Origin of the sequence: Saccharomonospora xinjiangensis XJ-54, assembly GCF_000258175.1 — a bacterium.
Lineage (GTDB): Bacteria > Actinomycetota > Actinomycetes > Mycobacteriales > Pseudonocardiaceae > Saccharomonospora > Saccharomonospora xinjiangensis.
Window position 1 is genome coordinate 3,665,376 of record NZ_JH636049.1, and the last position, 13,181, is coordinate 3,678,556.

A 13,181-nucleotide genomic window follows, 5' to 3' on the forward strand; every position below is an offset into this window, starting at 1 on the left:
GCGCGATCAGGGGATCACCGAGAGACTGACCGTCGTCCCCGGTTCGACGAACTCCCCGCCTGCCGGACTCTGGTCCACCACGAAGCTGATCGGGCCCCGGGAGTCGCCACCCGAGACCTTGAATCCCGCGTCTCGCAGGATCTGAACGGCCTTCTCAGTGCGGCGGCCGACGACCGAGGGCACCTCGACCGCGTTGGACACGACGACTCCGACTCGGCTGCCCTGCTCGACCGTGCTGCCGCCTGCGGGTTCGGTGCGCACCACGTGGCCGGAAGGAACTCCCTCGGCGAACTCCTCGCCCGCTTCGTAGGGGTCGAAACCCGCGTCGCGCAGCGCCTGGAACGCCTCTTTGCGGGACAGGCCAGTGATATCAGGCACAGGGGTCGGGGGCGGGCCCTTGGAGCGGACGATCGTCACCGCGTCGCCGACGTTGGCCTGGCTTCCCGGTTGCGGCCGCAGCGTGATCACGGCCCCCTCCGGGACCTCGGCGCTGTAGTCGTCGGTCTCGGCGGACATGCGGGGCTTGAGCTGCACCGCCTCGATGGCGCGTTCGGCCTCCTCGACCGACGCGCCCGCGCGTACATCGGGCACAACGGGCCTGCCGAGGGAGACGACCACGGTCACCTCGTCGCCCTGCAAGGCACGGGCACCACTGTCCGGATCGCTGCGGATCACTGTGCCGGAGGGCGTCGTGTTGTGCCGTTCCTCCGTGAACACCGGCGTCAGCTGCGCCTGGCTCAGTGCGGTCTCGGCCTCTTCCCTGCTCATGCCTGCCAGCGAGGGAACGTCCACGTATCGGCCGCTGGAGAACCACCACACCCCGGCACCGACACCACCGAGCAGGACGAGCACCACCAGCGCGAGCACCGCCAGCGGTGCCCTGCGCCGGGGCACACCGTCTGTCGGCTCGCTCTCCCGGTCGCCCGTGTGTTCGAGCTGTTCCGCCACGGCGCGGGGGAGAGCCTGGGTGCCGCGTGGACCCGCATCCGGGGCGATGGCAGGCAGGGCGGGGACGGTGAGTTCGGAGTCTGCCTCGGCAGGACCGCCACCGGCACTGTTCGCGGGTGCGGGTACGAACGGGATCGCAGCGGGGCGCAGGCCGAGTTCCGCGCGGACCTGTTGGAGTTCGGCGAGGAAGTCGGCGGCATTGGCCGGTCGTGCGGCGGGATCACGTCGCGTCGCACGCACCACGAGGTCATCGAGTGCGGAGGGCAGGTCGGACACCACGGTGCCCGGGGCGGGAACGTCGTCGTTGACATGGCGGTAGGCCACCGACAACGCCGTGTCGCCGCGATAGGGGACTTGGCCGGTGAGCATCTCGTACAGGAGGATGCCGGTCGAGTACACGTCCGACCGCTCGCTCGCGGCTCCCGTGGAGACCTGCTCGGGGGAGAGATAGGCGACGGTACCGAGGATGACGCTGGTGCTGGTCGTGCCCGCGCTCGCGGCGGCGCGAACCAGCCCGAAGTCGGCGACTTTCACGGTGCCGCCGTGCTCGCCCACCCTTCCGATGAGCACGTTCTCCGGTTTGACGTCACGGTGCACGAGCCCGGCCGCGTGGGCGGCGGCCAGCGCGGAGAGCACCTGCTCGGCGATCGTCACCGCGAGGGCGACGTCGATCCTGCCCCGGTCCTCGATCAGATCACGCAGCGTGCCTCCGGCCACGAGTTCCATAACGAGGAACGCCCTCGGGTTGTCCGCGCCGGCCGAGGTGTCGAAGCCCTGGTCGTGGACCGCGACGATGTGTGGATGGTGTAGCCGGGCCGCGGATCGGGCTTCCCGCTCGAACCGGTCGAGGAACGAGCGGTCGCCCGCGAACCGGGAGTCCATGACCTTCACGGCGACCGGCCGGTCGAGGCGGGTATCGACCCCTCGGTAGACCGACGACATCCCGCCGCGGGCGATCAGGTCCTCGACGCGGTACCGCCGGTCGAGAAGTACGCCTGCGAGGCTGGTTTCCGTGCGTGTCACAGCGGTCGATCCTACGGTCGGGGACTGGAAGGCACCCATGAGCGCACCCGTCGCCGTGTGGGGAAAAGGGCCTGCTCCCGGGAGCTCCGATTATGGCAAGGTAGGGGGTGTGAGTGCGATTCCAGTCGCTGACGACGTGCTTGACCCCGATGTCCCTGTGCTGACCGTCGCCGAGGTGGCGAGCAGGATCGGTCAGTCCGAGAACAAAGTCCGGCAGATGCTGCGTGACGGTCACCTCATCGCGGTCCGCAGAAGCGGTGAGCTGCTGGTGCCCGCCGATTTCGTCGGGACGGAAGGCGCGATCAAGGGGCTTCCCGGCACCATCACCGTGCTGTCGGACGCCGGGTTCAACCGGACGGAGATGCTGCGCTGGCTGTATTCGGAGGACGAGTCGCTTCCCGGTGTGACGCCCGTCAACGCGCTGCGGACGAGCCACGGCACCGAGGTGAAGCGTCGCGCACAGGCGATGGCGTTCTGACCGGCTCCACACAGCTCTGGCGACAGGGCTTGCTTGCGGTGCGCGACCCGCGAACGCGGGGCCGCGCACCGCACCCGGTCGGCGGACGCCGTCCGGTAGTCGTACCGGGTCAGTACGGGCAGGTCGAGCGGTACTCCTCGATGGAGCGGTCGGTCGGGTTCGGGCACAGGAACTGGCCGTAGCGGGTGTCGTCGTCCACGAACCGCTTGAGCCAGGAGATCGAGTACTTCGCGATCGTGGTGTTCGAGATGTTCGGCGCGAAGTGGGTCGCTCCGTCCAGTTCGAGATAGGCCTTCTCGAGGGAGGAAGGCAGGCTCTCGTAGAACGGCTCGGCATGGGTGCGCACTGAGGCGATCGAGTCGTACTCGGCGCCGATGATGAACGTGGGTACCTGTACCTCGCCCCACGTCTTGTCGAGGTTCCACGGGGTGAGCGGGATGGACGCCTTCAGCGAGGGCCGGTCCACTGTGGCCTCCAGCGATCCCCCTCCGCCCATGGAGTGACCCATGACGGCGAGCCGGTTCGGGTCGAGCCGTTCGCGGACGTCGCTGTCGCTGCGCTCGACGAGGTAGTCGAGTGCGGCGAGCAGCTGGTCACCGCGCTGGGATGGCTGGTCGAGGCGGGTGTTCGTGTCGATCGTGAACACGATGAAGCCCTGCGAGGCGAGCCGTTCGCCGTACCAGGACATGCTGCCCTGATCGGCCGTGAATCCCGGGGCGACGGCAACGGCTCCGAAGGTGCCCTCGCTCGTGTCGGTGGGGTAGTAGATCGTGCCACCGCCGAAGCCGATCGCGAAGGAGGAGACCCGTTCCTCGGACACGCGGAACGGCCCTCGGATGGCCTCGATGCTGTCCTCCGTGGGGTCGGGGCCCCGCTCGTAGGGGTTCTCCTGTGCTGTGACGTCCGCACCTGCCACACCGGCGCCTGCCAGACCGCTCGCCACGGCGAGAGTCGCGGTCAGCACACCGATCGTCCGCGTCAACCGCCCGCGAGAGCCTCCAGCTCTGTTCCGGATACGCACTGCGTCGCTCCTTTGCGTCGAGAACAACCTCCGGCGGCGTGGTAGCCGCCTGGGTCCGCCCGATGACGAACGGTGGTGATTCTGGACGCGCGCCGACTGCCGTGACATCGGCGAAATCACCAGTTGCTACCGACGGGTAGGAGCGATCATCGGTACCGCGCGGCGAGTTCGACCCGCGATCGGACGTCGAGCTTGGCGAAGATGTTGCGCAAGTGGTGGTCCACAGTGCGATGGCTGATGAACAGCTGTGCGGCGATCTCTTTGTTCGTCGCTCCCTCCGCCACCAGCTGCGCGATCCGCTCCTGCTGTGGGCTCAGGGACCGCCGGTGGATCGAGGTACGCTGCGAGGTCCCGCGATCCCGGTGACCGCAGGCGCGCAGTTCCCGCGATGCGCGCCGCACCCACTGGGTGGCACCGAGCTCGTCGAAGAGGTGGACTGCCTCCCGCAACACCTCTCTGGCCTTGCCAGGGTTTCGGCGGCGGCGAAGCCAAGTCGCGTACAGCAACTCCGTGACTGCGAGGTCGTACGGCGCGTCGGCGTCCCGATGCAGCCGGATCGCCTCGGTGAACCGCGCACTCGCCTCACCGTCGTGGTCGGCCAGGAGCGCGTGACAGCGGTGGGCCAACGCGGCGCGGGCCGTGCCTCCCGTGGTGGCAGCCCACTGCTCGAACGTCGTGAGAGCCCGCCTGGCGACCTCGCGCTCACCGCACCGCACCGCGGCTTCGACGAAATGCGGCACCGCCATGACCCGCAGCGGTGCGCAGTGTCGTGCGGGTCCGGCCGACATGCGGCGAAAGCGGTCGAACGCCTCGGCAGGGCGATCGTTGGAGAGTTCGACGCACGCCGCCGCCCACGTGGCGAGCGCACCCGGCCTGCCGAGTCCGCGTTCGGCGAGCTCCGAATTCGCGGCCTCCAGCCGGGTCAGCGCCGTGTCTCCATCGCCCTGGAGCGCGGCGAGCATGGCGAGCACGGCGATGTGGTCGATGGCCGAGTTCGACTGCCCGAGAGCCCTCGCGATGGACAGTCCGTCCAGCGCTGTGCCTGTCGCGGTGGCGAACCGGCCGGACAGCAGGGCGGACAGCGCGGCGTACACGAGTGCCCACGGCACGCCGGACTCGTCACCGAGGGTGCGGGCGTGGGCGGCCGCGTCGAGGGCGAGGCCCCGGGCCCTTCCCGCGTCGCCGAGTGTGAAGGCGGCCTGGCTCGCGAGTGTCTTCGCAGTGGGGTCGGAACTCGCCTCGCCGAGTTCCACGAGCCGTCGCAACGGCGCGGCGGCGGCGGTGTGCTGCCCTCGGAAGGTCGCCGACATGGCGGTGAAATGTTCCGTGACCACGAGTGTCATCGGCCATCGACGTGGACCACACAGCGTTGCCGCGTCCCGCGCGGTGAGGCAGTAGCGCGTGTTGTCGCCCGCGACGAAGCTCGCCTCTCCCGCGAGCATCAGCGTGGTGGCCGCCAGCGCGCTGTGCGTGGGCGCCAGGCGGCGTGCGGTGGTGACGAGTTCGGCCGCGGCCACGGAAGGGTTTCCCCTCCGCAGCTCGATCTCCCCAGCCAGTCTCCCGATGCGCACGCGGAGGTCGCCCACTGCGAGCGGGCTGGCACGGCGCAGTGCTGTGCGGGCGCGTTGCGGCCTGCCCGACGCCCAGTGATCCGTTGCCGCTGCCACGAGACGGTGAGCCCGTCCCGTGACATCGCCGGACAACTCGGCCGCCCTCTCACCAGCGGCGGCGGCTCTGTCGTAGGCGGCCTCGGCCCGCGCCCGCACAGCGATCCGATCCAGTTGCCGGACGACCTCGGGTGCGGGCGCGGTGGCGGTCGCGGCGCGATGCCACACCGCCCGATCATGTTCGCCCCTGGCCTCGGCCGCCTCGACGAGGCGGCGGTGTGCGGCCTCGATCTCCGCGGGCAGGAGTGTGGCGAGCACGGCGGACGGGACGATGTCCGCCGAGGGCCGGACACCCGCGGCGTCGGCCACCACCAGTCCCGATCGCACGGCTTCCTCCAACGCCGCCGTGCCTTCGCGGTCCGCGATGTGATGAGTGAGGACACCGTCGGATCCCGTCGCCGCCACGGCCAGTGCGACCATGCCGCGCGCGGTCGAGGACAGCACCGAGAGTCTGCGCTTCACCGTCCGGCACAGCCTCCCTCCTGGCGGCGGTGACGCCGGGGGAGCGGCGCGGCCGCAAAGCTGATCGGCTGACAGACTCCCGGCGAGTTCGACGAGGGCGAGCGGGTTGCCGCATCCGGCGTCGATCAACGCGTCCGTGACATCCCGGGACAGGGAAGGGCCCAGCCGGTCACGCAGAACCTCGTGAGCCGCCTCGTCGGAGAGCCCACCGAGGCGGATTCCGGTCAGCCCGGCCCACACCGAAGGGTCGGGGCGAGCGCCCGGCGCCGCTGTGTGATCCAGGGTGAACACGAACAGCACTCTCGTGTGCCGGGCGCGCCGCGCCGCGAAAGTGAGGACCGACAGCGATTCCCCGTCGAGCAGATGCGCCGAATCCACGCAAATCAGCGTGGGGCGCCTGCGAGCGGCGTGGTCCAGCAAAGCCGAGACCGCGGCGGGCAGCGACAGTCGTCCGTGCTCGTCCGCCTCGCAGGTGGGCAGTCCCCACACAGGGCGGAGGGCCTCGGCGCGATCGCCAGGCAACGCCGCCACGAGGTCGTGGAGTGGGCGAAGCACCTGTTCGACCCCGGCAAGACGGACAGCGCTCTCGGCGGCACTCCCCGTCGCGCGCAGGATCTCGAAGCCGTCGGCCCGGCCGATCACGGCGTCGAGAAGCGTGGTCTTCCCTGTTCCCGGTGCCCCAGTAAGGACGACGCCTGCGCCGTCACCGTCGGCCGCGGCGTCGAGGAGTCCGGTCAGAACGGCGAGTTCACCGGCGCGCCCGCGCACCGGTCGTGGCTGCGCGGGCGTGCCATCCCAGACGGCGAGCATCCCGTCAGTGTCGCGGCTTGATCACCGTGCGGGAAGAGCGCTTCGTCGCAAAGAACCCTCGATCAGCCGTTGCGGCTGTCCCTCCACGTGAGCCACTGCCGCAGCTCGGAGAGGTCGTAGTCCGGTCCGTCCGCGCTCACTGTGAACAGCGTGATGCCGAGATCGGCGAGCTGGTCCCCGGAGTCGGAGGGAGAACCGGACACGCCAACGGAGCGTTCGATCTCCGCAGGATCGCGGCCGACGTCGGCGCAGTGGCGGTCGAGGATCTCGATCTTCCGGGCGGCCACCTCGGCGTCGCCGAACCCGTGCCAGATGTCGGCGTGCCGCGCGACGAGCCGCAGCGTCTTCTTCTCCCCGCCTCCTCCGATCAGCACCGGGATCTTCCGCATCGGCGCGGGGTTCAGTTCGGCGAACCGCTTCTCGATCCTGGGCAGTGCCTCCCCGAGCGCGGCGAGCCTGCTGCCGGGGGTGCCGAACTCGTAGCCGTACTCGTCGTAGTCCTTCTGGAACCAACCGGCACCGATGCCGAGGATGAGCCTGCCGTCGCTGATGTGGTCCACGGTGCGCGCCATGTCGGCGAGCAGCTCCGGGTTGCGGTAGCTGTTGCAGCTCACGAGCGCGCCGATCTCCACTCGCGACGTGGCCTCGGCCCACGCGCCGAGCATGGTCCAGCACTCGAAGTGCTTGCCATCGGGATCACCGCTCAACGGGTAGAAGTGGTCCCAGTTGAACAGGATGTCCACGCCGAGGTCCTCGGCCTGCGCCGCGGCGCGCCGGATGGCGTCGTAGTCAGCATGCTGCGGCTGGATCTGCAACCCGATGCGGATCGGCCGTTCTGTCGTGGTCGTCATGCCTCCGAACCCTAATCCTCCACAGCGCAGGCGCCCTGACGGCGCAGCAACCGTTCAGCCGCGAGCTTTCCGGAGACGAGCACCGGTGGAATCCCCACACCGGGTGTGGTGCCACAACCGGCCAGAACCACGTTGTCCGCACCACGCACGCGGTTGGCAGGACGGAAAGGGCCGGTCTGCGCGAGTGTGTGCGCGAGCGAGAATGGCGTACCCGCGCCGAGTCCCTCGCTCTCCCAGGAGCGGGGCGTCGCGACGGACTCGACGACGAGGTTGCCCGCGAGCCCGTGGAACCCTCGCGCGTCGAGTGTGCGGAGCAACTCGTCGCGGTAGGCGCCGGTGATCCTCGGCCAGTCCACTTCGGAGATATGCAGGTTGGGGGCGGGGGCAAGCACGGTGATCACGTCCTGCCCCTGGGGTGCCAGCGTGGGATCGGTGGCGGTGGGCCGCGTCACGAGCAGGGAGGGATCGCTCATGAGGCTGCCCTTGCGGACGATCTCGGCGAACGTGTCCCGCCACGCGCTGCCGAAGGACAGCGTGTGGTGGCCGAGCGTGAGCGCCGTGCTGTCGGCACCGTCGGCCCGAGCGTGCCCGTAGAGCACGACGGCCGACGGCGAGTAGCGCAGCCGCACCGGCCTGCGCGGCGCGCGGCCGAGCAGCGCGTAGGCGGTGGTGAGTTCCGTCGCGAGCACCACGGCGCCGCAACGGATGCGCTCGCCCGTGCTGGTGCGCACCGCGCGCACGCATCCGCCGGAGTCCCGTTCGAGGTGCTCCGCCGACGTGCCAAGCCGCACCGTCGCACCCGCCGCGCTGGCCGCCGCCGTCATGGCCCTCGCCACCTCGCCCATGCCGCCCTGCGGGTAGTGGACGCCCGCGACCGTGTCCATGTAGGCGATCACGCCGTAGGCCGCGAGAGCGCGCATGGGTTCCAGACCCGCGTAGAGCGACTGGAACGTGAACAGCCGCCGGAGCCGCTCGTCGGTGACGAATCGTGCGACCTTCGCGCCGAGCCTGCCGAAACCGCCGAGTGCGGCGAGGCGGGCGAGCGCGGGAGTGGCGAGATCGAGCACGGAGTCGAAGTTCGCGCCGATGAACCGGTCGCGCTGCACGGCGTACAACTCCGAGAGCCAGCTCCTCAGCCTGCGGTAGCCCTCGGCGTCGGCTGGCCCTGCCACCGCCCTGATCTCCGACTCCATCGCCTCAGGATCGGTGTGCACGGCGATGGTGCTGCCGTCGGCGAACTGCGCCAGGTAAGCGGGGTGCAGTGGCATCAGCGTCAGCCACTCGCTCACGCTGCACCCCACTGCCGCGAACGCCTCGTCGAGCAACTCCGGCATGGTGAACACGCTCGCGCCCATGTCGATGCGGTAGCCGTTGACCAGCCGGTCGGACACCCTGCCACCCGGACTACTGTCCCGTTCGAGCAGCGTGACACCGCGTCCGGCACCCAGCAGGTGCAATGTCGCGGCCAGCCCAGCCAGCCCCGCGCCCACCACCACGACGTCGGTCGTCTCGTCACCGCTCGTTGCCGTTTCGGCCTCCACCCGCGCTCCTTCCTCTCGGACGCGCCCGGCAGGCCGGTAGCGCGTCAGGACGTTCGTCTGGTCGCCCTGTGCGCGAGTTCCGCGAGCCGCTGCGCGGCGGGTTCGGCGAGCGCGGCCCTGCGGAGCGAGGCCAGCGCATTGCCGGTCATCTCCTCGATCCTGCGTTCCACCTCGGCGACCGCGCCGACGTCCAGCAGCGCCTGCCGGACGTCGTCCACCTCCGAATCACTCAGCCTGGGGTCACCCACCGCGTCGGCGATCACCTTGCGTTCACCGTCGCGGCCCTGCTGCTCGGCATAGGCGAGGCCGAGCGCCAGCAGCAGCGTTCGCTTGCCCTCGCGTAGGTCGTCCCCCGCGGGTTTACCCGTGACGGACGGGTCTCCGAACACCCCGAGCAGGTCGTCCCTCAACTGGAAGGCCACACCGAGGTCACCACCGAACTCCAGCAGCGCATCGACGAGGCTCTGCTGGGCTCCCCCCAGTGCCGCGCCGAGGTGCAGAGGACGCTGCACCGTGTACGCCGCCGTCTTCAGCCGATCAACGCGCAGTGCCGCCTCCGCCGAGGCGTCGCCCGTCGCCTGCGTGTGGACGTCGAGGTACTGTCCCGCCAGCACCTCCGAGCGCATGGCCCGCCACGCGGGACGCGCAGCGGCCAGTGTCGGAGCGGGAAGACCGCAGTCGGCGAACATGTCCTCGGCCCAGGCCAGCGCGAGGTCACCGATCAGGATGGCGGCGGCCCGCCCGAACGACTCCGCGGAACCGAGCCACCGCCCCCGCGCGTGCTGCGCGGCGAATGCCACATGCACCGTGGGCGAGCCGCGGCGGGAGTCGGACGAGTCGATGACGTCGTCGTGGATGAGCGCACACGCCTGGATGAGTTCCAGGCTCGCCACCGCGCGGAGCACACCCTCGGCTTCGGAGGAGCCGGGGTCGCCGCCCGCACCACGCCAGCCCCACCAGGCGAACGTCGGCCGGAGCCTCTTGCCACCTCCGAGCACGAAGGCGCGGAGCGCGTCCACGGCAGGACCGAAGGTCGGTTCCGTTTCGCGGATCGCTCCACCCGCGTGGTGCAGGAAGTCTGTCAGCACGCGGGTGATCTCGGAGGGCAGGTCGGCGTCGATGTGGTGCATGTCCTCATGGTCCCAGGCGGATGGAAAGCGGTGTCGGCCCGCATGCGCCACCGGGTAGCGTGCTGCCATGAACGTCCACGAGATCTCCAACCAGTTTCTCGACGACTACGCCGGGGCACACCCCGACCTGGCGACCGAGGCTGGCATCAGTGGCCACGAGGACCGGGTCACCGACTATTCCCCCGAGGGACACGCGGCGAGGGCCGCGATCCTGCGCACGGCGCTGCGGGCCATGGAGGCCGCGGACCCGAAAGACGACAGCGAGCGGGTCGCCAAGGCCGTGTTCACCGAGCGGATCGGCAACGAACTCGCGATCCACGAGGCCGGTCAGGACGTCGCCTCGCTCAACGTGATCGCGAGCCCGCCGCAGAACATGCGGATGGTGTTCGATCTTCTGCCGACGGAGACCACCGAGCAGTGGGAGACGCTCTCGGCCAGGATGGCGACCGTGCCCGCCGCGCTCGACGGCTTCCGCGCGTCGATGCTGGCGGCCGTCGAGGCCGGTAACACACCGGCGTTGCGCCAGGTCACCAAGGTCGCGGAGCAGGCAGACGTCTGGGCCGGTCTCTCCGGCGGCACCGGATACTTCGAGACGCTGATCGGCAAGGCCGACGGTGTTCCCGACAGCCTCAAGGAGAAGCTCGGCAGGGCCGCGCGAGAGGCACAGGAGGCGTACGCCGAGCTGGCCGGTTTCCTGCGCGCGGAGCTGGCCCCCGCAGCGCCGGTAAAGGACGCCGTCGGCGAGGACGTCTACCGGCTGCAGTCGCGGTACTTCCTCGGTGCCGACCTCGACCCGCGCGAGTCGTACGAGTGGGGCTGGGAGGAATTCGCCCGCGTCGAGCGTGAGGCCAAGGAGGTCGCAGGCCGCATCAAGGCGGGTGCGACCCTGGCCGAGGTCGCTGAGGCGCTGGACGCCGACCCGCGCTACCGCGTGCGAGGGCAGGCAGGCCTCGAGCAGTGGATGCAGCAGCTCTCCGACGAGGCGCTCGTCGCCTTGCGCGACGTCCACTTCGAGATCCCGGACCCGATGATGAACCTGGAGTGCCTCATCGCTCCGCCCGGCGGTCCGGTCGGCGCCTACTACACGGGCCCCAACGAGGACTTCACCCGGCCCGGCCGCATGTGGTGGTCGGTGCCTGCCGACAAGGAGGAGTTCTCCACCTGGCGTGAGGTGAGCACCGTCTACCACGAGGGTGTCCCCGGCCACCACCTCCAGATCGCGACGCAGGTGTACGAGCGCTCGCTCAACCGCTTCCAGCGTCTGTTCGCGATGACCTCAGGACACGCCGAGGGCTGGGCGCTCTACGCGGAGCGGCTGATGCAGGACCTCGGGTTCCTCTCCGACGACGGCAACCTGCTCGGCATGCTCGACGCGCACCTCTTCCGCGCCGCGCGGGTCATCGTGGACACCGGCATGCACCTGGAACTGGAGATTCCCAAGGGCACCGGCTTCCACGAGGGCGAACGGTGGACCCCGGAACTGGGCCTGGAATTCATGCTCACCCGCACCATCACCTCGGCCGACCACGTGCACGACGAGATCGACCGCTACCTCGGCTGGCCGGGCCAGGCCACCGCCTACAAGCTGGGCGAGCGGCTGTGGCTGGAGGCTCGGGACGAGGCGCGTCGCCGCGAGGGAGCGGCGTTCGACCTCAAGGCGTTCCACACCAGGGCGCTGCGCATGGGCGGCATGGGCCTCGACACGCTCAAGGACCTGCTCTCCGCCTGACCTTCTCGGCAGGCTCACCAGGCCGTCCGGTTCAGCGCTTGCTGAGCCGGACGGCCTCCTGCGCATCCGCCCGTTGCAGGACGTCGAACGGTGTGGCCACCCCGTCGCGCGCGACACGCCGGACGTCGGCGAAGCGGAACAGCAACAGCACCAGTGACAGCACCACGTACACGCCGCTGAGCACGGCGATCACGATCCGGTCGATCTCCTCCGGCAACAGGATGCTGGTGACGAACTGGATCGAGAAGAGCGTCAGCAAGGCGGTCGCCCAGCGCGCGGTCATGGTCAGCGACACGAGGATCGACACCGCGAAGAACGACTGCGCAGCGGTGATCATCAACTCGAACCGCTGGTGCAGGTCGATCGGCAATCCGTCGAACGAACCGCTGGAGATGGCGAACACGATCGGGATCGTGCCCACGAGCAGCGTCCACTGGTTCACCTTGCTGGAGATCAGCGTGCCGAGCGCCGAACTGGCGTGCAGCTTCCAGGCGAACAGGCACGCGACGATCAGCTCGGGTGATTCGCTCGCCAACGGTGCCACCCACTGCACAAGCAGGAAGTGATCGATCCCGAGTTCGGTGCCCGTCGCCACGAGGTTGTGCGCGAAATGCTCGGCCGTCGCGAGAATGACGATCGCGGCCAGCCCGAACATGGCGCCGTACAACCAGCGCCGGGTCGCCTTCGGACGATTGCCGATCCACGCCGATGTGCCCGTGAGTTCGGGTTCCTCCACCGGAGCCTTCGCGAGCCTCCACGCGTAAGCCACGAACAGGGACACAAGCACGGCGGCGTCCACCAGCGTCAGCGAGTCACGCAGCGGGAAATGCAGCGAGTACACCGTGGCCGCGCCGAGGAAGAAGACCTCCACCGACATGCGGCGAGGCAGTCTGACCCAGCCCAGATGCGCCGACGCGCTCGGCGAGCCTCCTCTGCGGCGTGCCCGCACCACGGCCAGCGTCGAGACGAGCACCACCAGCGGCCAGCCAACCCCGACGAGAATCCGGTTGGCCCCGGTCATGTTGGCGAGCGCGAGCGAACAGGGGTTGGCGCCGTCGGCTTCCGCCATGCAGTGGCCGTACTCGGCGTTGATGCGCCCCGCGTTCATCGTGAAGACGAAATCGACCGCGTACTCGGGTAGCACGGCGAGAAACGCCAGCAGGGCCAGCGCGAGCCCTCCGTTGATATCGACCTGTGCCGCCTCGGCCGCCCACGAGAGAATGAACGCGGCCCCGACGATCGCGATGCCGTAGACGAGCGCAGCCAGCGGCGCGGCGAGCTGGGGGTGGGGCAGGCCGAGGTAGTCCGCGCCACCGATGGAGAGGCCGGGCAGCGTCACCAGCACGGCGAGCGGCAGTGGCGGTGTGAGTCGATGACTACGGTCCGGCACCCGCACCATGTTCCCTGAGCCCCGATGATCGAAACCAGCGGCGAACCGGGTGACGACCTGCGGCACACCCCGGTTAGGATCACGCCATGCATCGCATGTCTCCGCTTTCGCCGCCGCGTTCCTGACGCGGG

General features: G+C 69.8%; 9 protein-coding genes. 2 read left to right on the forward strand and 7 right to left on the reverse strand.

What is annotated here, in order from left to right; genetic code table 11:
• Window positions 1-6 precede the first annotated feature (6 nt).
• Window positions 7-1,971: a Stk1 family PASTA domain-containing Ser/Thr kinase gene (gene pknB / locus SACXIDRAFT_RS16675; RefSeq protein WP_006239781.1), complete on the reverse strand. Its 1,965-nt coding sequence runs from the start codon at window positions 1,969-1,971 to the stop codon at window positions 7-9.
• Window positions 1,972-2,080: 109 nt separating this feature from the next.
• On the opposite strand from pknB, the gene SACXIDRAFT_RS16680 reads away from it, so the two are divergent.
• Window positions 2,081-2,449 carry an Rv2175c family DNA-binding protein gene (locus SACXIDRAFT_RS16680; RefSeq protein WP_040922234.1) on the forward strand — a complete coding sequence of 123 codons (369 nt, stop codon included), beginning with the start codon at window positions 2,081-2,083 and terminating at the stop codon, window positions 2,447-2,449.
• 109 nt (window positions 2,450-2,558) lie between these two features.
• On the opposite strand, the gene SACXIDRAFT_RS16685 is transcribed toward SACXIDRAFT_RS16680, so the two are convergent.
• The 5 genes from SACXIDRAFT_RS16685 to SACXIDRAFT_RS16705 all read right to left on the reverse strand — a co-directional run bounded on the left by SACXIDRAFT_RS16685 (window position 2,559) and on the right by SACXIDRAFT_RS16705 (window position 9,931).
• Window positions 2,559-3,470, reverse strand: a complete 912-nt coding sequence (locus tag SACXIDRAFT_RS16685; RefSeq protein WP_006239783.1) for an alpha/beta hydrolase family protein — start codon at window positions 3,468-3,470, stop codon at window positions 2,559-2,561.
• 146 nt (window positions 3,471-3,616) lie between these two features.
• Window positions 3,617-6,409: a helix-turn-helix transcriptional regulator gene (locus SACXIDRAFT_RS16690; RefSeq protein ID WP_006239784.1), complete on the reverse strand. Its 2,793-nt coding sequence runs from the start codon at window positions 6,407-6,409 to the stop codon at window positions 3,617-3,619.
• 62 nt (window positions 6,410-6,471) lie between these two features.
• Window positions 6,472-7,260: an LLM class F420-dependent oxidoreductase gene (locus SACXIDRAFT_RS16695; protein ID WP_006239785.1), complete on the reverse strand. Its 789-nt coding sequence runs from the start codon at window positions 7,258-7,260 to the stop codon at window positions 6,472-6,474.
• Between the two features lie 11 nt (window positions 7,261-7,271).
• On the reverse strand, window positions 7,272-8,801 hold the full coding sequence (gene crtI, locus SACXIDRAFT_RS16700) for a phytoene desaturase family protein (protein ID WP_006239786.1): 1,530 nt from the start codon (window positions 8,799-8,801) through the stop codon (window positions 7,272-7,274).
• 44 nt (window positions 8,802-8,845) lie between these two features.
• On the reverse strand, window positions 8,846-9,931 hold the full coding sequence (locus SACXIDRAFT_RS16705) for a polyprenyl synthetase family protein (RefSeq protein ID WP_006239787.1): 1,086 nt from the start codon (window positions 9,929-9,931) through the stop codon (window positions 8,846-8,848).
• Window positions 9,932-9,998: 67 nt separating this feature from the next.
• Here SACXIDRAFT_RS16705 and SACXIDRAFT_RS16710 point away from each other — a divergent pair, with 67 nt between their 5' ends.
• Complete coding sequence (locus SACXIDRAFT_RS16710) at window positions 9,999-11,660, forward strand: DUF885 domain-containing protein (protein WP_006239788.1); 1,662 nt, start codon at window positions 9,999-10,001, stop codon at window positions 11,658-11,660.
• A gap of 31 nt (window positions 11,661-11,691) precedes the next feature.
• On the opposite strand, the gene SACXIDRAFT_RS16715 is transcribed toward SACXIDRAFT_RS16710, so the two are convergent.
• Window positions 11,692-13,056: a calcium:cation antiporter family protein gene (locus SACXIDRAFT_RS16715; protein ID WP_040922729.1), complete on the reverse strand. Its 1,365-nt coding sequence runs from the start codon at window positions 13,054-13,056 to the stop codon at window positions 11,692-11,694.
• Window positions 13,057-13,181: the final 125 nt, after the last annotated feature.